This window comes from Streptomyces lancefieldiae (assembly GCF_031845825.1).
Taxonomy (GTDB): Bacteria; Actinomycetota; Actinomycetes; order Streptomycetales; family Streptomycetaceae; genus Streptomyces; species Streptomyces lancefieldiae.
Map to the genome: position 1 here is coordinate 23531 of NZ_JAVRFH010000023.1, position 25317 is coordinate 48847.

A 25317-nucleotide genomic window follows, 5' to 3' on the forward strand; every position below is an offset into this window, starting at 1 on the left:
GTTTCACACGGTCATATAGGCCCACTCCCCTCGGCCGTCGGCAGCACGACACGCCCGACGGGGCGACTCGGAAGATCGCCTTCACCCCTGCGGCGGTGTGAGGGCGATCACCGCGCGGAGTGTTGGTTGAACCTTGAACTTCCTTGGCGTACCGTCGTGTCCGTCAACGGCTCCGTGGCACGTACACGGCTCCGACGCACGTACCGAGGAAGATCACGCATGTCTCTCGTTCTTGACCCCGCCGCCCAGGACCTGCTGTTCCGCGAGGCCCGCACCGCGAACACCTTCACCGACGAGCCGGTGACCGATGAGCAGGTGCAGGCGATCTACGACCTGGTCAAGTACGGCCCGACCGCCTTCAACCAGTCGCCGCTGCGCGTCACGCTGGTCCGCTCCCCCGAGGCCCGCGAGCGCCTGGTCCAGCTCATGGCCGAGGGCAACCGGCCCAAGACGGCCGCCGCCCCGCTGGTCGCGATCCTGTCGGCCGACAACGAGTTCCACGAGGAGCTGCCGCAGCTCTTCCCGCACTTCCCCGAGGCCAAGGACGCCTTCTTCAGCGAGCGCCCGGTGCGCGAGGGCGCGGCCGGCCTGAACGCCGCCCTCCAGGCCGCGTACTTCATCGTCGGCGTCCGCGCCGCCGGGCTGGCCGCCGGTCCCATGACGGGCTTCGACTTCGAGGGCGTCCGCAAGGAGTTCCTGGACGACGACCACACCGCGCTGATGGTCGTCAACATCGGCCGTCCGGGCCCGGACGCCTGGTTCCCGCGCTCCCCCCGCCTGGAGTACGACCAGGTCGTCACCACGGTCTGAGACGCGCGACCCCGATGACGTGACGAAGCCCCCGGGATGCCGGGGGCTTCGTCATGTATCGGGGTGTGGCGGACGCTCACGTCAGCTTCGGACGCTCACGTCAGCTTCGGACGCTCACGTCAGCTTCGGACGCTCACGTCAGCTTCAGCGCCGCCGCCATCGTGGCCAGCTGGTCGAACGACCCCGTGCCCGCCACGACCGTCGTCGCGCCCTTCATGTCGTCCGTGTCGCTCAGCACCAGCGCGTCGTACCGGCCGCCCTCGTAGCGGGTCCACGTCCGGCCGCCGATCTCCTGGGTCGCCCCGGTCGCCCGCGCGCCCTGGCTGGCGTCGTCGATGAAGGCGGTCGACTTCTGCCTGGACTGCTCGATCGCCACGTACTCGCCGTCCGGGGCGTGGAAGCCCAGGTGCCAGGCGTCGAACTCGTCACCCCGGAAGCGGACGGAGGTCGGCTTCCAGTCCTCGGAGAGGCCCTCCGGCGCGGCCACCGGGTACGACGCGGCGCGCTGCGCGGTGATCAGCTCGACGCGGTAGTCGACCCGCTTGACCTCCGGCTCACCGTCGTCGTGCGGGATGAAGATCCAGATCACGCCCGCCGCGAGCACGATGATCCCGAGGGAGAGGATCATGTCCCGGGCCGTCTTCTGCTTGCCTTGCATACCTGCCACGCCCCCTATCGTCGCAGGTGCCTGGTCCGCTCATACGTGGGGTCCCCTGCTCATTTTGTCGTACTGGAGATAGAGTCGGGGCACACCCTCATCCGGCCGTCGTCGTATCAGAAAGGTGCGTTCCGATGACCGAGCATCATCTGCCGTCCGAGCTGGACGTCCCCTCAGAGGCTCCCGACCGCAACCTCGCCATGGAACTCGTGCGGGTCACCGAAGCCGCGGCGATGGCCGCCGGCCGGTGGGTCGGGCGCGGTGACAAGAACGGCGCCGACGGTGCCGCGGTGCGCGCCATGCGGACCCTCGTCCACACCGTCTCGATGAACGGCGTCGTCGTCATCGGCGAGGGCGAGAAGGACGAGGCCCCGATGCTCTTCAACGGGGAGCGGGTCGGGGACGGCACCGGGGCCGAGGTCGACATCGCCGTCGACCCGATCGACGGCACCACGCTGACCGCCAACGGCATGACCAACGCGATCGCGGTGCTGGCCGCCGCCGAGCGCGGGTCGATGTTCGACCCGTCCGCGGTCTTCTACATGGACAAGCTGGTCACCGGACCCGAGGCCGCCGACTTCGTCGACATCAACGCGCCCGTGTCCGTGAACATCCGCCGGATCGCCAAGGCCAAGCGGCGCACCCCAGAGGACGTCACCGTCGTCATCCTCGACCGCCCCCGGCACCAGAGCCTCATCAAGGAGGTCCGGGAGACCGGCGCCCGCATCAAGCTGATCTCCGACGGTGACGTGGCCGGCTCCATCCTGGCGCTGCGCGAGGGCACCGGCATCGACCTGCTGCTCGGCATCGGCGGCACGCCGGAGGGCATCATCTCGGCCTGCGCCGTGAAGTGCCTGGGCGGCACCATCCAGGGCAAGCTGTGGCCCAAGGACGACGAGGAGCGGCAGCGGGCGGTCGACGCCGGGCACGACCTGGACCGGGTGCTGACCACCGACGACCTGGTCTCCGGGGACAACGTCTTCTTCGTCGCGACCGGCATCACCGACGGTGAGCTGCTGCGCGGGGTGCGGTACCGGTCCGAGACGGCCACGACCGACTCGATCGTGATGCGGTCCAAGTCGGGCACGGTGCGGCGGATCGACTCCGAGCACCGGCTGAGCAAGCTGAGGGCGTACAGCGCGGTGGATTTCGACCGGGCGAAGTGACGCCCTCGGTCTTGCGGGGCGCCCTCCGAACCGGGGGTGCCTGTCGTGGGGCGGGTGCGGGTGCGTCGTGGCTGATCGCGTCCACGCGGCGGAGACGCCTGTCGTATGCAGCCCCGCGCCCCCGGCGGCACCGCGCCAACGGCGCGCGAAAGGGCACCCTCTGTGCGGAGAGGGTGCCCTTTCGCGTGCGTGTGCGCTAGCCGGCCGCGGCTATGCGGTCCGTCGCGGTGCGGGCCGTCTTCTTCAGCTCCACGTCGCGACGGCGGCGCCGGGCCAGCACCACGCGGCGCTCCGCGGCGGTGAGGCCGCCCCAGACGCCGTAGGGCTCGGGCTGCAGGAGGGCGTGCTCGCGGCACTCGACCATGACCGGGCAGCGGGCGCAGACGCGCTTCGCCGCCTCCTCGCGGGAGAGCCGGGCGGCGGTGGGTTCCTTGGAGGGAGCGAAGAACAGTCCGGCCTCGTCGCGCCGGCACACCGCCTCGGTGTGCCAGGGAGCGTCTTGGTCCCTGTCCCGCACGGGCACCCGCTGGGCCGGAACGGCAGCTACCTGCAGGGACGAATGCGGCGGTTGCAGCACGGTCTACTCCTGACGACGGCTTCGCGAGCGAGAGACGATGCGTCAAGGCTTACCCGTTGTACGCGCGCCTATGCACAGGGTTTCCCACCGCCACCGGCGCCGCGCTACAGATGCTTGCGCAGGCTCTTGTCGACCTTGCGGTGCACACAGTCCAGGATGTCCGCGACGAGCTTGCCGCGCTTGGGACGCGCCTCGACACTGCCCAGCACGGCCCAGCCGTCCACATAGATGACGGGGGCCTCGGGCTCGGCCGAGTCGAGGGTGTCCACCTCGAAGTTGCCGAGCACGCCGCCGCCCGCGCCGCGCAGCGACACGTTCTCCGGGACGCGCACCTCGACGCTGCCGAAGACCGCGAACGCCTTGATCACCACCTGCTGGTGCTCGAAGATCGCCTCGCTGAGGTCTATCTCGACGCTGCCGAAGACCGCGTACGCGTGGATACGGCGGCTCGCCCGCCGTCGGCCCTTGCGGACGGCGCTGCTGAAGACCGCCGCCACGTTCTCCTCGGGGTCCGCCGGGATGGCGCCCGCCGTGGGGCGGTCGGGGGCGGGGGCGGCGGCGGAGTGGCGAGCGGCGTGCGCCGCGGGCAGGTCCCGCACGAAGGCGTCCAGCTCACCGACCGTCCTGGTGGCCAGCACGCCCTCGACACGCTCGGCGTGCTCCTCCGCGGTGAGCCGCCCCTCCGCGAGGGCGTCGCGGAGCATGTCGGCGATGCGGTCACGGTCGGCGTCCGAGGCGCGCAGCTCGGAGACGTGCGGGGCGGTGCCGCGCGGTGCCGCGTCCTGCGGTTGGGCGTGCTTGTGAAGGTCCACGGCAGCAGCGTACCGAAACGCGATAGATCGCGACTACCCCCTGTGGACCACCTTGTCGCGGACCGCTGTCGCGGACCGCTGTCGCGGCTACTGAGCCTTACCTCACAAGCTCGCCGCCGACGGCAGGTTTTACGCTGGTGGACGCTGCCAACGGAGGCCAGCCGTCGTGCTGTGGAATCCAGCCGCGCGTCTGTCGAGTGAGGAATGGGCGAGATGCCTGAGTTCGCGTACACCGATCTGCTCCCCCAGGGAGAGGACACCACTCCGTACCGGCTGGTGACCTCCGAGGGTGTCTCCACCTTCGAGGCCGACGGGCGGACCTTCCTCAAGGTGGAGCCCGAGGCGCTGCGCAAGCTGGCCGAGGAGGCCATCCACGACATCCAGCACTACCTGCGCCCGGCCCACCTGGCCCAGCTGCGCCGCATCATCGACGACCCCGAGGCGTCGGGCAACGACAAGTTCGTGGCGCTGGACCTGCTGAAGAACGCGAACATCGCGGCGGCGGGCGTCCTGCCGATGTGCCAGGACACCGGCACGGCGATCGTCATGGGCAAGCGCGGACAGAACGTGCTGACGGCGGGCGGCGACGAGGAGGCCCTGAGCCGGGGCGTCTACGACGCGTACAAGAACCTGAACCTGCGCTACTCGCAGATGGCTCCGCTCACCATGTGGGAGGAGAAGAACACCGGCTCCAACCTCCCGGCCCAGATCGAGCTCTACGCCACCGACGGCGGCGCCTACAAGTTCCTGTTCATGGCCAAGGGCGGCGGCTCGGCCAACAAGTCGTTCCTCTACCAGGAGACGAAGGCCGTCCTGAACGAGGCCTCCATGATGAAGTTCCTGGAGGAGAAGATCCGCTCGCTCGGTACGGCCGCCTGCCCGCCGTACCACCTGGCGATCGTGGTCGGCGGCACGTCCGCCGAGTACGCGCTGAAGACCGCGAAGTACGCCTCCGCGCACTACCTGGACGAGATCCCGGCCGAGGGCTCGGAGCTCGGGCACGGCTTCCGGGACAAGGACCTGGAGGAGAAGGTCTTCGAGCTGACGCAGAAGATCGGCATCGGCGCGCAGTTCGGCGGCAAGTACTTCTGCCACGACGTGCGCGTGGTGCGGCTGCCGCGGCACGGGGCGTCCTGCCCGGTCGCCATCGCGGTGTCCTGCTCGGCGGACCGGCAGGCGGTCGCCAAGATCACCGCCGAGGGCGTCTTCCTGGAGCAGCTGGAGACCGACCCGGCGCGGTTCCTGCCGGAGACGACGGACGAGCACCTCGACGCCGACGGTGACGTCGTCAAGATCGACCTCAACCAGCCGATGGACGACATCCTGGCCGAGCTGACCAAGCACCCGGTCAAGACCCGGCTGTCCCTGACCGGCCCGCTGGTCGTGGCGCGCGACATCGCCCACGCCAAGATCAAGGAGCGGCTGGACGCGGGCGAGGAGATGCCGCAGTACCTGAAGGACCACCCGGTGTACTACGCCGGTCCGGCGAAGACGCCCGAGGGGTACGCGTCCGGGTCCTTCGGTCCGACGACGGCCGGGCGCATGGACTCCTACGTGGAGCAGTTCCAGGCGGCGGGCGGCTCCAAGGTGATGCTGGCCAAGGGCAACCGGAGCAAGCAGGTCACCGACGCGTGCGACGCGCACGGCGGCTTCTACCTCGGCTCCATCGGCGGGCCGGCGGCCCGGCTCGCGCAGGACTGCATCAAGAAGGTCGAGGTCGTCGAGTACGAGGAGCTCGGCATGGAGGCGGTCTGGAAGATCGAGGTGGAGGACTTCCCCGCGTTCGTCGTCGTCGACGACAAGGGCAACGACTTCTTCCAGGACCCGGCGCCGGCGCCCACCTTCACGTCCATTCCGGTACGCGGTCCCGGACTCGCCTGACAGGGGCGGTGACGATTCGCCTCCACGGGGAACAGTGGTCCCGGCGCGGACGCTGTGACACGTGGAGGTGATCGTCGATGGCCGACGAGCAGAACAGGACCGGGTACCGCACCGAGCACGACTCGATGGGCGAGGTGCGGGTCCCCGCCCACGCCAAGTGGCGCGCCCAGACGCAGCGGGCGGTGGAGAACTTCCCGGTGTCCGGGCAGCGCATCGAACGCGCCCACATCGAGGCGCTCGCCCGCATCAAGGGAGCGGCCGCGAAGGTGAACGCGCGGCTGGGGGTGCTCGACGAGGACGTCGCCGAGGCGATCCAGGAGGCGGCCCGGGAGGTCGCCGAGGGCAAGTGGGACGAGCACTTCCCCGTGGACGTGTTCCAGACGGGGTCGGGGACCTCGTCCAACATGAACACCAACGAGGTCATCGCCACCCTGGCCACCGAGCGGCTCGGCCGGGACGTCCACCCCAACGACCACGTCAACGCCTCCCAGTCGTCCAACGACGTCTTCCCGTCGTCGATCCACATCGCCGCCACCGCCGCCGTCACCCGTGACCTGATCCCGGCCCTCGACCACCTCGCCGGCGCGCTGGAGCGCAAGGCCGAGGAGTTCGCCGACGTGGTGAAGTCCGGGCGTACGCATCTCATGGACGCCACGCCGGTCACCCTGGGGCAGGAGTTCGGCGGGTACGCGGCCCAGGTGCGGTACGGGGTCGAGCGGCTGAACGCCTCCCTGCCCCGCCTGGCCGAGCTGCCGCTGGGCGGCACCGCGGTCGGCACCGGCATCAACACCCCGCCCGGCTTCCCCGCCGCCGTCATCGACGAGGTGTCCCGCGCGACCGGGCTGCCGCTGACCGAGGCCCGCGACCACTTCGAGGCGCAGGGCGCGCGGGACGGCATCGTCGAGACGAGCGGGCAGCTGCGGACCATCGCCGTCGGCCTGACGAAGATCGCGAACGACCTGCGGTGGATGGGGTCCGGGCCGCGGACCGGGCTCGCGGAGATCTCCCTGCCCGACCTCCAGCCGGGGTCGTCCATCATGCCGGGCAAGGTGAACCCGGTCGTCCCGGAGGCCGTGCTCATGGTCGCCGCCCAGGTCACCGGGAACGACACGACCGTCGCCACCGCCGGAGCGGCCGGCAACTTCGAGCTCAACGTCATGCTGCCGGTCATCGCCAAGAACGTGCTGGAGTCGGTGCGGCTGCTCGCGAACGTCTCCCGGCTGCTGGCCGACCGGACCGTCGACGGCATCGTCGCCCACCGGGACCGGGCCCGCGAGTACGCCGAGTCCTCGCCCTCCGTGGTCACGCCGCTCAACAAGTACATCGGGTACGAGGAGGCCGCCAAGGTCGCCAAGAAGGCGCTGGCCGAGCGGAAGACGATCCGTCAGGTCGTGCTGGAGGGCGGGTACGTCGAGCGCGGCGACCTCACGGACGAGCAGCTGGACCAGGCCCTGGACGTGCTGCGCATGACCCACCCCTGACGGACGCTCCCGCGATCACCGGCGCGTCATGTGGCCAGGGCACCTAATATCGCTCCATGGCAGACGGTGAAGCGGTGAGCGCGGCGACGGAGACGGAGGCGGGCAGCCCGGCGGCCCGTGCACGGTACTGGGCACCCGGGAGCCACATCCTGTGGCGGTACCGGGAGAACGGCGGCCGGCACGTCCACATCGCACGCCCCGTCACCGTCGTACGGGACGACGCCGACCTGCTCGCCGTGTGGCTGGCGCCCGGCACCGAGTGCGTGAAGCCGGTGCTCGCCGACGGCACGCCCGTGCACCTGGAACCGCTGGCCTCGCGCTACACCAAGCCGCGTGCCGTGCAGCGCGACCGGTGGTTCGGGACGGGTGTGCTGAAGCTGGCGCGGCCCGGCGAGCCCTGGTCGGTGTGGCTGTTCTGGGATCCGGGCTGGCGGTTCAAGAACTGGTACGTCAACCTGGAGGAGCCGCTGACCCGTTGGGAGGGCGGGGTCGACTCCGAGGACCACTTCCTGGACATCTCCGTCCAGCCGGACCGCACCTGGCACTGGCGGGACGAGGACGAGTTCGCGCAGGCCCAGCGGGACCGGCTGATGGACGCCCGGCTCGCCGAGCGGGTGCGGAAGGCGGGGCGTGCCGCGGTGGCGGAGATCGGCGCCTGGGGCTCCCCGTTCGCGGACGGCTGGGAGAACTGGCGACCGGACCCGTCCTGGACGGTACCTTCGCTGCCCGGCAACTGGGATCGCACGCCCGCGCATGTCTCCTCATGAGACCCTTGATGCGCCCCCGGGCAGGAAACGTAGGATCGTCCTCCGCAAGGGAGCGCGACAGTGGCAACCGGCGGCGCGCGCGCCGTGCTTGACCGATCGTCACCGAGGGGCGGCAGGACGTGAGCGAGGGGTACGAGGGCAACACGGAGACGGGCCGCAGACGGTCCGCCGGTGGCACAGGAACAGCCTCTGACCACGCGGGAATCCCGTTCCCGGGGCATGTGATGCGGGTATCGGGATTTCTGCGGGACGAACTGCACGCGCCGCGCGCAGTCCCGGACGGATGGATTCGACACGCGTGACGGAGCACCCGACCTCCTTCGACCGCCCCCCGACGGGCGCCGACCCCACGGATCCCGGCGGGGCGCTCCTGCACACCCCTGTGCCGCCGCGCGCCGCGGGCGCCGCGTTACCGGCGCAGGGGCGTACGGGAGAGACGCCGCCCACGCCGGGCGCGGACCAGCCCGCCGTCTTCGAACACGCCCAGCCGGGCGCCGAGCAGGCCGCCGAGCCCGACACGCACCGCCCGCGGCCCACGCCGGAGGGTGTTCCGGTCCAGCCGGACGGCGCCCAGTCCGGCCCCGGGACACCGGCGGCGCCGGAGCGCGGTGACGCGTCGCCGGCACCGGCACCGGCACCGGACCGCCGTACCGGGCAGCCCACCGCGCCCGGGCGGCCCACGCCCATGCGGCGGGACGGGGACCGGCTGCGGTTCGTGGGAGCCGCGACCCGGCGGATCGCCCGCGGCATGGACCTCGACGAGATCGTGATGGGGCTGTGCCGGGCCACCGTGCCGACCTTCGCGGACGCGATCCTCGTCTATCTGCGCGAGCCGCTGCCGGTCGGTGACGAGCGGCCGACCGGCCCCCTGGTGCTGCGGCTGCGGCGCACCGACCGGATACCGGCCGAACGGGACACCGAGAGCGGGTTCCTGCCCGCGGTCCAGCCCGAGCCCTCGGAGCTGGAGTCGGTCGGCTCCGAACTGTGCGAGGTGCGGCCGGGCAGCGCGCTCGCCGAGGTGCTGCGCGGGGTACGTCCGGTCTTCACGAACACGCCCGCCGCTCGCGCCGCCCTGCCGGAACTGCTCGGTGACGAAGGTGAGTTCGCCGTGCCCGACGGCCGGCGGGCGATCCTGGCGCCGCTGCGCGGCCGGCGCCGGGTGATCGGGGCCGCCCTGTTCCTGCGCGGCCCGGAGCGCGTCGCCTTCGAGGCCGACGACCTGCTGGTGGCCGCCCAGCTCGCCACGCACAGCGCGCTCGGCATCGACAAGGCGGTGCTGTACGGGCGTGAGGCGTACATCGCCGACGAGTTGCAGCGCACGATGCTCCCGGAGAACCTGCCGCGCTGCACCGGCGTGCGGCTGGCCTCGCGGTACCTCCCGGCCGCCGAGACGGCGCGGGTCGGCGGCGACTGGTACGACGCCATCCCGCTGCCCGGCAGCCGGGTCGCGCTGGTCGTCGGGGACGTGATGGGCCACTCCATGACGTCGGCGGCCATCATGGGCCAGCTGCGGACCACCGCACAGACCCTGGCCGGGCTCGACCTGCCGCCGCAGGAGGTGCTGCACCACCTCGACGAGCAGGCGCAGCGCCTGGGCACCGACCGCATGGCGACCTGCCTGTACGCCGTGTACGACCCGATCTCGCACCGCATCACCGTCGCCAACGCCGGACACCCGCCGCCCGTTCTGCTGCACCTGGGCGGCCATGCCGAGGTGCTGCGGGTACCGGCCGGCGCCCCGATCGGCGTGGGCGGCGTGGACTTCGAGGCGGTGGAGCTGGACGCCCCCGCCGGCGCGACGCTGCTCCTCTACACCGACGGGCTGGTCGAGTCCCGGCTGCGGGACGTGTGGACCGGCATAGAGCAGCTGCGGGAGCGGCTCGCCGCGACCGCGCAGCTCACCGGGCCGGATCATCCGCCGCCCCTGGAAGCCCTGTGCGACGAGGTGCTGGACATGCTCGGGCCGGGCGACCGGGACGACGACATCGCGCTGCTCGCCGCCCGCTTCGACGGGATCGCGCCCAGCGACGTGGAGTACTGGTCCCTGGAGCCCGAGGACTCGGCTCCCGGCCGGGCCCGCCGCCTGGCCCGGCGCGCCCTGGCCCGCTGGGACATGGAGGACCTGACGGACTCCGTGGAACTACTCGTCAGCGAGGTCGTGACCAACGCCGTGCGGTACGCGACCAAGCCGGTCACCCTGCGGCTGCTGCGCACGGACGTGCTGCGCTGCGAGGTCGGCGACGACGTGCCGCAGCTGCCGCGGCTGCGGCAGGCGCGCGCCACGGACGAGGGCGGGCGCGGGCTGTACCTGGTCAACCGGCTGGCCCGGCGCTGGGGCGCGACGCGGCTGAGCACCGGCAAGGTGGTCTGGTTCGAGCTGAACCGGGGCTGAGGCGTACGCGAGAGGGCGCCCGGTCCTGACCGGGCGCCCTCTCGCGTGCCCGGCCGCCTCGCGCGGGCCGACCGGCCGACTTCCGGGTACGCCCGCGCGGGCGGCCCGCCTGCCTCGCGGACACCGGCCCGCCTCATGGCCTGCCCGACCGCCGCCTCGCGGGTACCCGGCCGCCCGGCGTGGCCCGGCCGCCGCGCCCGGACAGGGCCCGGCGGCTCACGCCGCGCGGGCGGGGTCCGGCACGCCCCTGTTCGCCGACAGGGTGCCCTCGCCGTCCCGCGCCCCGCTCCACCGGACCGGCGCTACCGCTCCCACCAGTCGTCGTCCGGGGAGTTCGAGCCCCCCGGTTGCGTGGTCACCCCGCCGGTCGGCGGTTCGGTCGAGGGGCTGTTGGACGGCGACTGCGACGGCGACTGGCTCGGCGACTGGGTCGGCGACTCCTCGGTGGTCTCCTCCTGCGTCGGCGACTCCTCCTGCGTCGGCGACTCCTCCTGCGACGGCGACTGCGACGGCGACTGGCTCGGCGACTCGGAGACCGACGGCGACTGGCTCGGCTTCACCGCGTTGCCCTGCTTGGTCTCCAGGTCGAACTCGGTGACCTCGCCCATGACGCCGAAGGTGTACGTGGCCCAGATCTCCGCCGGGAAGCCACCACCGTTGACGCGCTTTTCGACGCCGCCCGCCTTGTACATCGCGACCTGCGGGTGCGGCTCCTTGTCGTCCTCGCCGAACAGGCCGACCGAGGTGACCAGGCCGGGCGTGAAGCCGGAGAACCAGGCCGACTTGTTGTTGTCGGACGTGCCCGTCTTGCCGGCCACCGTCTGGTCGCCGCGCATCGGGTTGTCCCGCACGGACTTCTTGGCCGTACCGTCGTCGACCACGCCGGTGAGCACGGAGGTCACCGTGTCGGCGGCCTCGCGGCTGATGACCTGGTCGCCGATCGGGTCGGGGAACTCGATCTTGCGGTCCTTGTGCTCGACCGACTTCACGACGGCCGGGGTGACCTTCTTGCCGTGGTTGTCGAGGGTGGCGTAGACACCGGCCATCTCCAGCGGGCTCGCGCCCATACTGCCCAGGGTCTGCGCGGGCACGGGCTCCATGCCCTCGGTGTCCATGCCGAGGTCGCCCGCCACCTTCATGACCTCGGTCATGCCGACGTCGATGCCCATCTGCGCGAAGACGGAGTTGACGGACTTGTTCATCGCCTCCTGGACGGTGATGTCGCCGTAGTCCACGTCGTCCTCGTTGGGAGGCGCGAAGCCGACCTTGCGGTCGCCGTCCATCGCGGGGCGCTTGCTCGTGCCGTCGTAGATCGTGTTGGCCGTGATCGGCTGGCCCTCCTGCGTCTCGGCGTCCTGGTCCACGGCCGCGGCGAGGATCACCGGCTTGAAGGTGGAGGCGGGCTGGTAGTCGCGGCGGGTGGCGTTGTTCGTGTAGTGCTTCACGTAGTCCACGCCGCCGTACATCGCCTGGACCGCGCCCGTCTTCGGGTCGACGGAGACGGCGCCGGCCTGGACGTCGGCGTCGACGGCGCGCTCCGTGGGGTCCAGCTTGCTGGTGAGCCTGGTCTTGACCGCGTTCTCCAGCGCCGCCTGCTTCTTCTTGTCGATGTTGAGGGTGACGGTGTAGCCGCCGAGGTCCACCATGGCCTCGGCCTGCTTCATGTCCTCGGCGACGCCCTGCGCGACGAGCTGCTTCTTGAGGGCGGAGTTGGCCGCCTCCACCAGGTACCCGGTCTGGCCCTCCATCCCGGGAGCGGCCTTGGGCGCCTTGGGCGTCGCGAACGTCATGGCCTGGCGGTCGGCCTGGTCCAGCCACTTCTTCTCGACCATGTTGTCCAGGACGTAGTTCCAGCGCTGCTGGACCAGCTTCTTGCCGGTGTCGCTGGCGACGGCCCAGTCGTACTGGTTCGGTGCCTGGAGCAGCGCGGCGAGGTACGCGCCCTGCTCGACCGTGAGGTCCTCGGCGTCGACGCGGTAGTAGGCCTGGGCGGCGGCCTGGATGCCGTAGGCGCCGCGGCCGTAGTAGCTGGTGTTGATGTAGCCGGCGAGGATGTAGTCCTTGGACTTCTCCCGGTCCAGCTTCAGCGAGATGACCAGTTCCTTCATCTTGCGCGTGACGGTCTGTTCCTGGGACAGGTAGTAGTTCTTGACGTACTGCTGGGTGATCGTCGAACCGCCCTGCGCGCCCTTGCCGGAGAAGGTGTTGAGCAGGCCGCGCGCGGTGCCCTTGAGGTCGACGCCGGCGTCGTTGTAGAAGGTCTTGTTCTCGGCGGCGACGAAGGTGCGCTGGACCTTCTTGGGCACCTTGGCCAGATCGACGATCTCGCGGTTGTAGCCCTTGCGGGCCATGATCGAGCCGTCGCTGTACTTGTAGACGTTGCCCTGCAGCTCGGCGTCGGCGTTGCCCTCGGGGATGTCGATCATCATGTACAGCACGACGAAGGCGCCCATGCCGAGCAGGATCAGGCCGAAGAACGTGCCGAGGATCTTCTTCCAGGTGAAGAGCCGGCGTATGAGGCTCCGGTCGGCCTTCGGTGACGAGCGGCTTCGCCTGGGCGCCGCGCGGCGACCACCACGCTGTCGCGCTCTTCTCTCTTCCGCTCGTCCCATGAGTCCGATCCGCTCCGCTTCGTTCATCTGTGTGCACGTTCGCGCACGCGTCACACAGGTTCGTCGCTCATGCCAGCTCAGAAAGCTAACACCGGGAGGTGTGCGGTACGGCCGCCGATCCCCCCATGCGACGACGTGAGAATCAGCACCCGCTCCAAAGGAACCGACGTACGAGAAGGGCGGAGGGTTGTCACTTCGATGTAAAGTGATATCACTTAGATAAGACTGAGCTAGCAGCGAGTCGGGGCGCGGACGCGCCCCGCGGGAACGGGGGACCACCCATGTCCACAACCGAAGCGCACGATGCCCCGCAGGTCAGCGCGGACGTGCCCGAGATGCCCGCACCGCGGGTGCGCGAGAAGCCGGCGCACAGCATCGGCGGCGGACTCGCGCTGTTGCTGGGGCTGGTCGGACTGCTCGTCGGGGCCGGTCTGATCGCCACGGCGACGGCGGTCTCCGCCACCGGCGGCAAGGCCGCACTGATCATCGGTGGCATCGTGATCGCCCTGGCCGCGTTCCTCGCGATGTGCGGCCTGAACATGGTGGCGCCGGGTGAGGCACGCGTGGTGCAGCTCTTCGGGCGGTACCAGGGGACGATCCGGCAGGACGGGCTGCGCTGGGTCAACCCCTTCACCTCCCGCACCAGGATCTCGACCCGCGTCCGCAACCACGAGACCGCCGTCCTGAAGGTGAACGACGCCTACGGCAACCCGATCGAGCTGGCCGCCGTGGTGGTGTGGCGGGTCGAGGACACCGCGCAGGCCACCTTCGAGGTGGACGACTACGTCGAGTTCGTCTCCACCCAGACCGAGGCGGCCGTGCGGCACATCGCGATCGAGTACCCCTACGACGCCCACGAGGAGGACGGCCTCTCGCTGCGCGGCAACGCCGAGGAAATCACCGAGAAGCTCGCGGTCGAGCTGCACGCGCGCGTGGAGGCGGCCGGCGTCCAGATCATCGAGTCCCGCTTCACGCACCTCGCGTACGCGCCGGAGATCGCCTCCGCGATGCTCCAGCGGCAGCAGGCCGGCGCGGTGGTCGCGGCCCGGCGGCAGATCGTGGACGGCGCGGTCGGCATGGTCGAGGCGGCGCTGGCCCGGATCACCGAGCAGGACATCGTGGAGCTGGACAGCGAGCGCAAGGCGGCGATGGTGTCCAACCTGATGGTCGTGCTGTGCGGTGACCGCGCCGCGCAGCCCGTCCTGAACACGGGGACCCTCTACCAGTGACACCTCCCGCCGAGGAGCCGGCCCCGAAGCCCTCGGGGCCGACCGCACCGCGTCGGCCGCAGCAGCAGCGCAAGCAGGTGCTGCTGCGGCTGGACCCCCAGGTGTACGAGGCGCTGGCCCGCTGGGCGGGCGACGAGCTGCGCTCGGCCAACGCCCAGATCGAGTTCCTGCTCCGCAGGGCACTCGCGGAGGCGGGCCGCCTGCCCGGCGACACCGGGCCACTGCCGCGCCGGGGCCGCCCGCCCAGGGATCCGGGGCCGGGGCCCGCACCACCGCCGTAGCGCAACCGGACGGGCCGCGTCGCGTCGCGTCGCGCGCAGGCGCGGCCTCATCTCGCGCAGGCGCGGCCTCCGCCGTAGCAGAACGGTGACAAACGGCCCCGACCTGCGGACCCGCACGCCACGCCACCAACTCTGCACTGGGCGTATACATGGTGCGTATACACCGTGTGTAGAGTGAGCGGCATGTCCATCGGTCACACCCTCCTGGGACTCCTGGAGTCCGGGCCACGCCACGGTTACGACCTGAAGCGTGCCTTCGACGAGAAGTTCGGTCACGACCGGCCGCTGCACTACGGCCAGGTCTACTCGACGATGTCCCGCCTGCTGAAGAACGGCCTCGTCGTGGTCGACGGCATCGAGGCGGGCGGCGGTCCCGAGCGGAAGCGGTACGCGATCACCGACGCGGGGATCACCGACGTACAGCGGTGGCTCGCCACGCCGGAGAAGCCCGAGCCGTACCTCCAGTCGACCCTCTACACCAAGGTCGTCCTCGCGCTGCTCACCCGGCGCGACGCCGCCGACCTCCTCGACACCCAGCGCTCGGAGCACCTGCGCAGCATGCGCATCCTCACCGACCGCAAGCGCAAGGGCGACCTCGCCGACCAGCTCATCTGCGACCACGCCCTGTTCCATCTCGAGGCCGACCTGCGCTGGCTGGAGCTCACCGCCGCGCGCCTCGACAAGCTCCGTGAGGCGGTGGCCCGATGACTCCTCCCGCAGGTTCCCTGCTCTCGGCCGAGAAGCTGACCAAGGCCTACGGTCCGACCCTCGCCCTCGACGGTGCCGAGTTCTCCATCCACCCCGGCGAGGTCGTCGCCGTGATGGGCCCCTCCGGGTCCGGCAAGTCGACGCTGCTGCACTGCCTCGCCGGCATCGTGCCGCCCGACTCCGGGACGATCACGTACAACGGGCGTGAACTGTCCGCCATGAACGACTCCCAGCGCAGTGCGCTGCGCAGGAGCGAGTTCGGGTTCGTGTTCCAGTTCGGGCAGCTGGTGCCGGAGCTGACCTGCGTCGAGAACGTCGCCCTCCCGCTGCGTCTGAACGGCACCTCCCGCAAGGAGGCCGAGCGGGCCGCGCTGGCCTGGATGGAGAAGCTGGAGGTCGACGACCTGGGGAAGAAGCGGCCCGGCGAGGTCTCCGGTGGCCAGGGGCAGCGCGTCGCCGTGGCGCGGTCGATGGTCACCAATCCCCGCGTGCTCTTCGCCGACGAGCCGACCGGCGCGCTGGACTCCCTCAACGGCGAGCGCGTGATGGAGCTGTTCACGGACGCCGCCCGATCCACCAACGCCGCCGTCGTCCTGGTCACGCACGAGGCACGGGTGGCCGCCTACTCCGACCGCGAGATCGTCGTACGCGACGGCAGGTCCCGGGACATGGAGCGGGTCGTATGAACCTGCGCAGGTGGGCCGCCGACCTGATGCTGGGCGTCCGGTTCGCCTTCACCGGCGGGCGCGAGGGGTGGACCCGGGCCGTGCTGACGGCGGTCGGTGTCGGGCTCGGCGTGGCGCTGCTCCTGCTGACGACGGCGATCCCCAACGCACTCGCCGTCCGGCACGACCGGGAGGCCGCACGCACCGACATCAGCTTCGCCACCCAGCAGATACCGAAGGCGGACGACACCGTCGTAGTCGCCAGGTTCGGTGAGGACTTCCGCGACAGAACCGTCCGCGGGCGCGCCCTGGAGCCCGAGGGGCCGCGGGCCCCGCTGCCGCCTGGGGTGGAGAAGTTCCCGGCGGTGGGCGAGATGGTGGTCTCCCCCGCACTGAAGGAGCTGCTGGCGTCGGACTCCGCCGCGCTGCTGCGCGAGCGGCTGCCGGACCGGATCGTGGGCACGATCGGGGAGAGCGGGCTGATCGGCTCGGCCGAACTCGCCTACTACCGGGGCGCCGAAGGGCTCGCGCCGCACATCGACGGCGGCCGGGTCGCCCGTATCGACCGGTTCGGGGACTCCGACACGACGTCCGAGCGGTCCGACCCGGTGCTGCTCCTGCTGATCCTCGTCGTCTTCGTGGTGCTGCTGATGCCGGTCGCGGTCTTCATCGCCGCGGCCGTACGGTTCGGCGGTGAGCGGCGGGACCGGCGGCTCGCGGCGCTCCGGCTGGTGGGCTCCGACAGCCGTATGACCCGGCGGATCGCCGCCGGCGAGGCGCTGGCGGGCGCGGTGCTGGGGTTGGTCTTCGGGGCCGGATTCTTCATGGTCGGACGCCAACTCGCGGGCGGGGCCGAGGTTTTCGACATCAGTGTCTTCCCGAGTTACCTCAACCCCTCTCCCCTGCTGGCCTTGCTGGTGGCGCTCGCGGTGCCGGCGGCGGCGGTGCTGGTGACGCTGTTCGCGCTGCGCGGGGTGGTCATCGAACCGCTCGGCGTGGTGCGCGCGGGCCGCCCGCAGCGGCGGCGGCTGTGGTGGCGGCTGCTGCTGCCGCTGGCCGGACTGGCCATGCTCTATCCGATGATCGGCAACGGGCGCGAGAACGGCGACTTCAACCAGTACCTGGTGACCGGCGGTGTCGTGCTGCTCCTGGTCGGCGTGACCGCGCTGCTGCCGTGGATCGTGGAGACCGTCGTCGCCCGGCTCGGCTCCGGGAGCGTGGCCTGGCAACTGGCCGTGCGCAGGCTGCAGATGAGCAGCGGCACGGCGGCCCGCATGGTCAACGGCATCGCGGTGGCCGTCGCCGGGGCGATCGCGCTGCAGATGCTGTTCGTCGGTGTGGACGACGACTACACCGAGTCCACCGGGCAGGACGTGTCGTGGGCGCAGATGGAGGCGACCCTGCCGAGCGAGGTCCTGCTGGCCCCGGCGGCCGACAAGTTCCGGAACACCGAGGGTGTGAAGGCGGTCCACGGCTACTCCGAGGGCTACCTCGGCGACCGCGCCCGGGAGCCGGAGAACACCACGATGGTGACCGTGGGCGACTGCGCCTCGCTGCGGGAGATCGCCCACCTCCCCTCGTGCGTCGACGGGGACGTGTTCGCCGTCCACGGCGCCGACTGGGACACCGGCGTCGACGTGGCGAAGCTGGCCGAGCCGGGACGGAAGCTGTACGTGGACCCGTCGTACGAGGGCGGGTCGAAGAGCCTGGAGATCCCCTGGACGGTGCCGCAGGGCGTGAAGGCGGCGAAGCCGCGTAAGGGGCTGCTGGCCGGGACCGACCGGGGCGGTTTCCTGATCACGCCGAAGGCGATGCCGGACACGCTCGCGCCGGCCCTGACCGGGCACGCCTACCTCCGCCTGGACGAGTCGGTGCCGGACGTGCAGGAGCGGGTACGGAACACCGCGGCGGCCGTCGATCCGCTGGCGGACACCATGGTGTGGTCGGAGACGAGGCGCACCGACCGGTTCGACGCCATCCGCACGGGCCTGTTCGTCGGGGCGGCGTGCGTGCTGGCGCTGATCGGCGCGAGTCTGCTGGTCTCGCAGCTGGAGCAGTTGCGCGAGCGGAAGAAGCTGCTGTCGGCCCTGGTCGCCTTCGGCACCCGACGCCGCACGCTCGGCCTGTCGGTGCTGTGGCAGACCGCGATCCCGATCGTGCTGGGCCTGGTGCTGGCCTCGGTGGTGGGCCTGACCCTGGGCACGGTCCTGCTGAAGATGACGGGCACGCCGGTCCGCGTCGACTGGGTCGGTGTCCTCTCCATGACCGGCATCGGCGCCGCGGTCGTCCTGGCGGTGACGCTGTGCAGCCTGCCCCCGCTGCTGCGGCTGATGCGGCCGGAGGGGCTGCGCACGGAGTAGCCCCCGCGCCGGGCCGACGGCCGACCCGGCACAGGCGGCCCGGCGCAGACGGGCGGGCACGGATGCGGGGCGGACGCCCCCACCGGGACCGGCCACGGCAGGAGCCACCACGCCAGGCCGTCGACCGACCCGGCGCAGACGGGCGGACACGGCGGGCGGGCACAGGCGGCCCGGCGCAGACGGGCGGGCACGGATGCGGGGCGGACGCCCCCACCGGGACCGGCCACGGCAGGAGCCACCACGCCAGGCCGTCGACCGACCCGGCGCAGACGGGCGGACACGGGAGCGGATGTCCCGGCGGCACGGCCCTCGGGCGGCGTGGCGCCGGGATACCCGCTCCCCCCTCGGCGTCCGCCCGCCCCGCGACCACGGCGGCTCGCGGGCCGGCCCGGCGAGGTCGGCGTCTCCTCAGTCGTGGACGATCCGCACCGGCAGGCCCTCCATCGCCTCCCGCAGGGCCGCCGCCAGCTCCTCGTACTCCGCGGAGCGGGCCGCTCCCGTGCGCATGGCGAGGGCGACGCGGCGGGTGGGGGCGGGGTCGGCGAAGGAGCCGGTGAGGAGCTGGTTGGAGCGGGACGTCTCCACGCGGACCGCCGTGCGCGGCAGCAGCGTCACCCCGAGGCCGCCCGCGACCAGCTGCACCAGCGTCGACAGTCCCGCCGCCGTCGTGGTCGCCGGGACGTCGGCGCGGCCCGCCTCCCGGCAGATGTCGAGCGCCTGGTCGCGCAGGCAGTGCCCCTCGTCGAGCAGCAGCAGCCTCAGCTCGCGCAGTACGGTGCGCGGAATGCCCTCGCGGCCGCCGAGCCGGTGGTCGAGCGGGGTGACGAGCACGAAGTCCTCGTCGAAGAGGGGAAGCTCGGTGACCGTGGGGACGCCGAGAGGGACCGCGAGCAGGAGCAGGTCGAGTCGGCCGGTCGCGAGGCCGTCCAGCAGGCTTCCGGTCTGCTCCTCGTGGACCTGGAGGTCGAGGTCCGGATAGCGGTCGTGCACCAGACGCAGCACGGTGGGCAGCAGATACGGCGCCACCGTCGGGATGACGCCGAGCCGCAGCACCCCGGTGAACGGTGCCCGTACCGCCTCCGCCTCCTCCAGCAGCGCGCCGACCTCGGCCAGTACCGCCTTCGTCCGCACCGCGAGCCGTTCCCCCGCCGGTGAGAGCAGCACCTTGCGCGTCGTACGCTCCAGCAGGGTGACACCGAGTGTCTCCTCCAGGGCGGAAACGGCGCCCGAGAGCGCGGGCTGGCTCATGCCGATCGCGGCGGCCGCGTCGCGGAAGTGCAGATGCTCGGCGACCGCGGCGAAAGCCCGCAGCTGAGCGAGGCTGGGCTGCCTCTTCTTACCCGTCACTAATAGCCACCTCCGATCAACTCGACCGAGTGTAGCTATTTCACTAATCAATGCACCCTGTGCCAACATCAATAACGTCCAACCCATGGGAAACGCTCGCAAAGCGGGTGTTTCTTCGCTGCATCTTTTGGAGAGCGCGTGCTCACTGTCGGTGACAAGTTCCCCGAGTTCGATCTGACCGCCTGCGTCTCGCTGGAGAAGGGCAAGGAGTTCCAGCAGATCAACCACAAGACCTACGAGGGTCAGTGGAAGGTCATCTTCGCCTGGCCCAAGGACTTCACCTTCGTGTGCCCGACCGAGATCGCCGCCTTCGGCAAGCTGAACGACGAGTTCGCCGACCGTGACGCCCAGGTCCTCGGCTTCTCCGGCGACTCCGAGTTCGTGCACCACGCCTGGCGCAAGGACCACCCGGACCTGACCGACCTGCCGTTCCCCATGATGGCGGACTCCAAGCACGAGCTGATGCGCGACCTCGGCATCGAGGGCGAGGACGGCTTCGCCAAGCGCGCCGTGTTCATCGTGGACCAGAACAACGAGATCCAGTTCACCATGGTGACCGCCGGCTCGGTCGGCCGTAACCCCAAGGAGGTCCTGCGGGTCCTCGACGCGCTGCAGACCGACGAGCTCTGCCCGTGCAACTGGAGCAAGGGCGACGAGACCCTCGACCCGGTCGCGCTGCTGGCCGGGGAGTGATCTGACATGTCCCTCGACTCCCTGAAGTCCGCCGTCCCGGACTACGCCAAGGACCTGAAGCTCAACCTGGGCTCGGTCATCGGCAACTCCGACCTCCCGGCGCAGCAGCTGTGGGGCACCGTGCTGGCGACCGCCATCGCCTCGCGCTCCCCGATCGTGCTGCGCGAGCTGGAGCCGGAGGCGAAGGCGAACCTGTCGCCGGAGGCGTACACGGCCGCCAAGTCGGCCGCCGCCATCATGGCGATGAACAACGTCTTCTACCGCACCCGGCACCTGCTGTCGGACCACGAGTACGGCACCCTGCGCGCCGGTCTGCGGATGAACGTCATCGGCAACCCGGGCGTCGACAAGGTCGACTTCGAGCTGTGGTCCTTCGCGGTCTCCGCCATCAACGGCTGCGGCATGTGCCTGGACTCGCACGAGCAGGTGCTGCGCAAGGCCGGTCTGGACCGCGAGACGATCCAGGAGGCCTTCAAGATCGCGGCCGTGGTCGAGGCGGTCGGCGCCACGCTGGACGCCGAGGCGGTTCTGGCCGCCCAGTAGTCCGTGCGGTCCGTCGCGGAACACGGAAACGGGCCCCGCTCACCACCAGGGTGAGCGGGGCCCGTTTCGTTGCCGCCGCTACGCGGGGTCGGCGCCGGTCGGCGGCCGGGTCCCGCTGGGCGCCGGCTGCGGTCCGGCCTTCGGGGAGACGTCCGTGGCCGTCGCGCCCGACGGCTTCGGGGCCCGTCGTACGGCCGTCTCACGGGAGTACGCCCGCAGATAGCCCACGACGGTGTTCGTCACCGCCACCAGCGGTACGGCGACCACCGCGCCGCCGATGCCGGCCACCATGCCGCCGGCGGCCACCGACAGCACCACCGCCAGCGGATGGACCCGCACCGCGCGCCCCAGGATGAACGGCTGCAGGATGTGGCCCTCGATCTGCTGCACCACCAGCACCACGGCGAGCGTCATGACCGCCGCGAACATGCCCTGCGTGACCAGCGCCACCACGACCGCGAGCGCACCCGACACCACCGCGCCGACGAGCGGGATGAAGGCGAACAGGAAGATGAACACGGCCAGCGGGACGGCCATCGGCACGTCCAGGAAGTAGATGCCGAGGCCGATGAAGATGGCGTCGATCAACGCCACTATCACCGTGCCGCGCACGTACGCCGTCAGCGTCCGCCACGCGCGCGGACCGGCACCGGCGACGCCCGGCCGGGCCGCCGCCGGCACCAGCTTCAGCGTCCACTGCCAGATGCGCTTGCCGTCGTAGAGCAGGAAGAGCGTCGAGAAGGCGGCCAGCAGGATGCCGGTCAGCGCCTCGACGACGACCGTGACGCCCTCCAGGCCCGCCGATGTTATCTGGTCGGTGTTGGCGCCGACCGCCTCGCGCAGGTTCTTGGCGATCTCGTTGATCTGCTTGTCGGTGACGTGGAAGGGGCTGTTGAGCAGCCAGTTGCGCAGTTCGTCGATGCCGTCCTGGACCTGGTCGGAGAGGTTGTCGATGTTCTCCATGACCTGCCAGGTGACGAACCAGCCGATCAGGCCCATCACGACGAAGCCGAGAATCGCGGTCAGGGCCGTGGCCGGCCCGCGTGGTACGCCGTGCCGGCGCAGCCACGCCACGGACGGCTGGAGCAGCGCCGTGATCAGCAGCGCGGCGACGAACGCCAGCACCACCAGTTGTACGGCGCTGATGACCCGCATCAGCACCCACACGGTGCCCGCGAGTACCAGCAGCCGCCATCCGGCCTCCGCGGCGACCCGCACCCCCCAGGGCACGGCCTGCGCCGGGTCCGGGCGCGTCCGGACCACGTGCGGGTCGTCCACGGCGTCGGCCTGCTCCGGTGGTGTGTGCTCCAACAGCGGCGGCAGGGGGTCGGACGGCGACACCGGTTCCTCGCCGTCGCCCTCGCGCCCGGCCTCGGCGCGCCGCTCCTCCAACCGCCTGCTCATCCGGGTCAGTCCGGCACCGAGCCGACCGAGCCACCCTGGCACTCGCGACATGATCCGTCCTCTTCCCCCGTATCTCCCCACCACTCCCCCCTGGAGTCGCTCCGGTACGACCGTACATGGCGAGCGTGCGAAAGCCCCTCACCGAAGGACGGCGAGGGGCTGCGCGAGGTTGAGCGGTGGACTGCGCCGGGCGGGCTCAGTACCAGTGGTTGGCCTGCCAGAAGGTCCAGGCCTCGCACGGGCTGCCGTAGCGGCTGTCCATGTAGTTGAGGCCCCACTTGATCTGGGTGGCCGGGTTGGTCTGCCAGTCGGCGCCCGCGGAGGCGTACTTGCCCGCCGGGAGGGCCTGGAAGAGACCGTAGGCGCCGGAGGAGGGGTTGACCGCCTTGTAGTTCCAGCTGGACTCGTGGTCCACGATGTTGCTGAAGCACTGCCACTGGCCGCTGGGCACCATCTGACGGGCCATCGCCTGGATCTGGCCGATGCTGTAGGAGCTCTGGACGGCGAAGCTGGTGGCGTCGCGCTTGGCGTCGCGGCTGGCCGCTTCCTTCGCCGCCTCGCGCTCCTTGGCGTCCTCGGCCGCCTTCTTGGCCTTCTGCTGCTTGGCCACGGCGGTATCGGCGGCTGCCTTGCGGGCCGCCTCCTCGGCGTCCTTCCTGGCGCTCGCGTCCGCGGCGATGGCCTGTACGTCGGCCTGCTGCGTCAGGGACGCGGTCTGCACCTGCGCCTGCTCGCCCATGGGGATGTCCGCGAGCAGCGTCGTGCCTGCTGCTGTCGCCTCCGCGTCGTTGTTCTGCGCGGTGCTGCCCGAGGCAACGCCGACGACGCTTCCGACTGCGGTGACCGCCGTGGCCGAGGCCACTGCGAATCCCCGGACCGAGATCCGGCTCACACGGTTTCCTTCCAGCATCGCCCGCTTCGGTGACCCTCGCGGACGCAATCGTGCCCCTGGCGCTGGCCTCCCCAACTACGGGTCACGGGAGGCACGGGCCCGGTGGACAACTCCCCTGCGGGGAGCGCCGCGTGGTGCTCGGGCGGCATACGACTCTGCTATGGAGTTGGAACTGGTGTTTCTGTGGTGCCGTACCGCTGGGGGCACAGGTGTGTCGTATGCGGGGCCTGACAGGAGTGAGACTCTGCCGTAACCCGGCGGGGTGAGGCAATTCTGTGTTGCGTGTGAAAGCTCACATCTCGTTTGGCCCAGGGGATTCCCGGAAATTCCCACACACGAAGGCGCCGCCCGGCTAGGCTCTTGGCCTTTCCGGGCGGCGCCAACCGCTGGTAACCGACCGTTGTCGGGTCGGAGTTCTCGAACGGTTCAGATGTGACCGTCCTCCAGCATTTCGGTCACGAGTGCCGCGATCCGGGACCTCTCGGAGCGCGTCAGGGTGACGTGCGCGAAGAGCGGATGACCCTTCAGCTTCTCGACGACGGCGACGACTCCGTCGTACCGCCCCACGCGCAGGTTGTCCCGCTGCGCCACGTCGTGGGTCAGCACGACCCGTGAATTGGCCCCGATCCGGGACAGCACGGTCAGCAGGACGTTCCGTTCGAGCGACTGGGCCTCGTCCACGATCACGAACGCGTCGTGGAGCGAGCGGCCGCGGATGTGGGTGAGCGGCAGGACCTCCAGCATCCCGCGGGCGGTGACCTCCTCGATGACCTCCCGGCTGGTGACCGCCGACAGCGTGTCGAAGACCGCCTGGGCCCAGGGGCTCATCTTCTCCGCCTCGGAGCCGGGCAGATAGCCGAGCTCCTGACCGCCCACCGCGTACAGCGGACGGAAGACCATCACCTTCTGGTGCTGCCGGCGCTCCAGCACCGCCTCCAGGCCCGCGCACAGCGCCAGCGCCGACTTGCCGGTGCCGGCCCGGCCGCCCATCGACACGATGCCGACGTCCGGGTCGAGCAGCAGGTCGAGCGCGATCCGCTGCTCGGCGCTGCGGCCCTTGATGCCGAACGCCTCCCGGTCACCGCGGACCAGGCGGACCCCGCCCTCGGGCGTGACACGGCCGAGGGCCCTGCCCCGCTCCGACTGGATGGTCAGCCCCGTGTGCACGGGCAGCTCGGCGGCCTCCGGGACGTGGACGTGCCCCTCCTCGAAGAGGATGTCCACCTGTTCGCCGGGCAGGGTCAGCTCGGACATGCCGGTCCAGCCGGAGGCGTCCGTGATGGCCAGCTCGGCGCGGTACTCCTCGGCGAGCAGGCCGACCGAGGACGCCTTGATCCTGAGCGGGAGGTCCTTCGAGACGACGGTGACGTCGAACCCCTCCGCCTGCAGGTTGCGGGCGACCGCGAGGATGCGGGAGTCGTTGTCCCCCAGGCGGTAGCCGGTGGGCAGCACGCTGGGGTCCGAGTGGTTGAGCTCGACACGCACGGTGCCGCCGAGACCCCCGATCGGAATGGGGGCGTCGAGGCGACCGTGCCGCACCCGGAACTCGTCGAGCAGGCGCAGGGCCTGCCGGGCGAAGTAGCCGAGTTCGGGATGGTGCCGCTTGGCCTCCAGCTCCGTCACCACGACGATCGGGAGCACGACCTCGTGCTCGTCGAAGCGGTTCAGGGCGTTCGGGTCGGCCAGCAGGACGCTGGTGTCGAGTACGTAGGTGCGCCGATCTGGCTTGTGGCGCTTTGTGCTGGTCACCACGGAAGGACGTACCCCCTCGGAAGAGGTCGGGGAGCGACGGAGTGGACGCTGGGCCGGGAGCGCGGGAGCGAGCCGACCGGTCGACGGCCGCCATGCACCGGCGCGGGCCGCGAACCGGCCCTCCGCCGCGTCTTCCGTGCCGTGACCGCACGGTCGGGCTGGTGCAAAGGGCCTCCCGGGCGGACGGCTCCGTGCCGTCCGCTGAGATACGACACCCGTGGTTCGGGCGTCGACCTGCTTGCCTTATGCCCTCGAACGAGCTCCGCCATGCCACGACCCGGGACGAC

At 71.1% G+C, this 25317-nt stretch carries 21 protein-coding genes; 13 read left to right on the forward strand and 8 right to left on the reverse strand.

Annotated elements, in window-relative coordinates:
• The first annotated feature begins 219 nt into the window (after nt 1-219).
• Nucleotides 220-810: a malonic semialdehyde reductase gene (locus RM812_RS22170; protein ID WP_311574977.1), complete on the forward strand. Its 591-nt coding sequence runs from the start codon at nt 220-222 to the stop codon at nt 808-810.
• Nucleotides 811-943: 133 nt separating this feature from the next.
• Here the strand turns inward: RM812_RS22170 and RM812_RS22175 are convergent, their stop codons facing one another.
• Entirely contained in the window at nt 944-1468 is a 525-nt protein-coding gene (locus RM812_RS22175) for a DUF4245 domain-containing protein (protein WP_311575064.1), read from the reverse strand.
• Nucleotides 1469-1602: 134 nt separating this feature from the next.
• On the opposite strand from RM812_RS22175, the gene glpX reads away from it, so the two are divergent.
• On the forward strand, nt 1603-2634 hold the full coding sequence (gene glpX / locus RM812_RS22180; RefSeq protein ID WP_311574978.1) for a class II fructose-bisphosphatase: 1032 nt from the start codon (nt 1603-1605) through the stop codon (nt 2632-2634).
• Nucleotides 2635-2830: 196 nt separating this feature from the next.
• Here the strand turns inward: glpX and RM812_RS22185 are convergent, their stop codons facing one another.
• Together RM812_RS22185 and RM812_RS22190 are read right to left on the reverse strand one after the other, a co-directional pair.
• Nucleotides 2831-3211 (reverse strand): WhiB family transcriptional regulator, encoded by a 381-nt coding sequence (locus RM812_RS22185; RefSeq protein ID WP_311574979.1) that lies wholly within the window; start codon nt 3209-3211, stop codon nt 2831-2833.
• Nucleotides 3212-3315: 104 nt separating this feature from the next.
• A complete protein-coding gene (locus tag RM812_RS22190; RefSeq protein WP_394816502.1) occupies nt 3316-4023 on the reverse strand; it encodes a DUF1707 SHOCT-like domain-containing protein in 708 nt (235 codons plus the stop codon).
• Nucleotides 4024-4236: 213 nt separating this feature from the next.
• Between RM812_RS22190 and RM812_RS22195 the strand changes: the two genes are divergently transcribed.
• The 4 genes from RM812_RS22195 to RM812_RS22210 all read left to right on the forward strand — a co-directional run bounded on the left by RM812_RS22195 (nt 4237) and on the right by RM812_RS22210 (nt 10544).
• Nucleotides 4237-5904, forward strand: coding sequence for a fumarate hydratase (locus RM812_RS22195; RefSeq protein ID WP_311574980.1), 1668 nt, complete (start codon nt 4237-4239; stop codon nt 5902-5904).
• A gap of 77 nt (nt 5905-5981) precedes the next feature.
• Nucleotides 5982-7385 carry a class II fumarate hydratase gene (locus tag RM812_RS22200; RefSeq protein ID WP_311574981.1) on the forward strand — a complete coding sequence of 468 codons (1404 nt, stop codon included), beginning with the start codon at nt 5982-5984 and terminating at the stop codon, nt 7383-7385.
• Between the two features lie 56 nt (nt 7386-7441).
• On the forward strand, nt 7442-8152 hold the full coding sequence (gene fomD, locus RM812_RS22205; protein ID WP_311574982.1) for a cytidylyl-2-hydroxypropylphosphonate hydrolase: 711 nt from the start codon (nt 7442-7444) through the stop codon (nt 8150-8152).
• Between the two features lie 283 nt (nt 8153-8435).
• Nucleotides 8436-10544 carry a SpoIIE family protein phosphatase gene (locus tag RM812_RS22210; protein WP_311574983.1) on the forward strand — a complete coding sequence of 703 codons (2109 nt, stop codon included), beginning with the start codon at nt 8436-8438 and terminating at the stop codon, nt 10542-10544.
• 302 nt (nt 10545-10846) lie between these two features.
• Here RM812_RS22210 and RM812_RS22215 read toward each other — a convergent pair whose 3' ends face one another.
• Nucleotides 10847-13156 (reverse strand): transglycosylase domain-containing protein, encoded by a 2310-nt coding sequence (locus RM812_RS22215; RefSeq protein ID WP_311574984.1) that lies wholly within the window; start codon nt 13154-13156, stop codon nt 10847-10849.
• A gap of 281 nt (nt 13157-13437) precedes the next feature.
• On the opposite strand from RM812_RS22215, the gene RM812_RS22220 reads away from it, so the two are divergent.
• The 5 genes from RM812_RS22220 to RM812_RS22240 all read left to right on the forward strand — a co-directional run bounded on the left by RM812_RS22220 (nt 13438) and on the right by RM812_RS22240 (nt 18399).
• Nucleotides 13438-14385 (forward strand): SPFH domain-containing protein, encoded by a 948-nt coding sequence (locus RM812_RS22220; RefSeq protein ID WP_311574985.1) that lies wholly within the window; start codon nt 13438-13440, stop codon nt 14383-14385.
• Complete coding sequence (locus RM812_RS22225) at nt 14382-14666, forward strand: hypothetical protein (protein ID WP_311574986.1); 285 nt, start codon at nt 14382-14384, stop codon at nt 14664-14666. The genes RM812_RS22220 and RM812_RS22225 overlap by 4 nt, the downstream gene beginning before the upstream one ends.
• 183 nt (nt 14667-14849) lie before the next feature.
• On the forward strand, nt 14850-15374 hold the full coding sequence (locus RM812_RS22230) for a PadR family transcriptional regulator (RefSeq protein WP_311574987.1): 525 nt from the start codon (nt 14850-14852) through the stop codon (nt 15372-15374).
• On the forward strand, nt 15371-16060 hold the full coding sequence (locus RM812_RS22235) for an ABC transporter ATP-binding protein (protein ID WP_311574988.1): 690 nt from the start codon (nt 15371-15373) through the stop codon (nt 16058-16060). Before RM812_RS22230 ends, RM812_RS22235 begins: the two co-directional genes overlap by 4 nt.
• On the forward strand, nt 16057-18399 hold the full coding sequence (locus RM812_RS22240) for an ABC transporter permease (RefSeq protein ID WP_311574989.1): 2343 nt from the start codon (nt 16057-16059) through the stop codon (nt 18397-18399). Before RM812_RS22235 ends, RM812_RS22240 begins: the two co-directional genes overlap by 4 nt.
• A 408-nt stretch (nt 18400-18807) precedes the next feature.
• On the opposite strand, the gene RM812_RS22245 is transcribed toward RM812_RS22240, so the two are convergent.
• Nucleotides 18808-19746 (reverse strand): LysR substrate-binding domain-containing protein, encoded by a 939-nt coding sequence (locus RM812_RS22245; protein ID WP_311574990.1) that lies wholly within the window; start codon nt 19744-19746, stop codon nt 18808-18810.
• Nucleotides 19747-19884: 138 nt separating this feature from the next.
• On the opposite strand from RM812_RS22245, the gene RM812_RS22250 reads away from it, so the two are divergent.
• Both RM812_RS22250 and RM812_RS22255 read left to right on the forward strand, forming a co-directional pair.
• Nucleotides 19885-20439, forward strand: a complete 555-nt coding sequence (locus tag RM812_RS22250) for a peroxiredoxin (RefSeq protein ID WP_189228881.1) — start codon at nt 19885-19887, stop codon at nt 20437-20439.
• A gap of 6 nt (nt 20440-20445) precedes the next feature.
• On the forward strand, nt 20446-20982 hold the full coding sequence (locus tag RM812_RS22255) for an alkyl hydroperoxide reductase (protein WP_311574991.1): 537 nt from the start codon (nt 20446-20448) through the stop codon (nt 20980-20982).
• Between the two features lie 78 nt (nt 20983-21060).
• Here the strand turns inward: RM812_RS22255 and RM812_RS22260 are convergent, their stop codons facing one another.
• The 3 genes from RM812_RS22260 to RM812_RS22270 all read right to left on the reverse strand — a co-directional run bounded on the left by RM812_RS22260 (nt 21061) and on the right by RM812_RS22270 (nt 25030).
• A complete protein-coding gene (locus RM812_RS22260; RefSeq protein ID WP_311574992.1) occupies nt 21061-22437 on the reverse strand; it encodes an AI-2E family transporter in 1377 nt (458 codons plus the stop codon).
• A gap of 145 nt (nt 22438-22582) precedes the next feature.
• Nucleotides 22583-23278 (reverse strand): aggregation-promoting factor C-terminal-like domain-containing protein, encoded by a 696-nt coding sequence (locus tag RM812_RS22265; RefSeq protein ID WP_311574993.1) that lies wholly within the window; start codon nt 23276-23278, stop codon nt 22583-22585.
• Between the two features lie 426 nt (nt 23279-23704).
• A complete protein-coding gene (locus tag RM812_RS22270; protein ID WP_311574994.1) occupies nt 23705-25030 on the reverse strand; it encodes a PhoH family protein in 1326 nt (441 codons plus the stop codon).
• Nucleotides 25031-25317 lie beyond the last annotated feature (287 nt).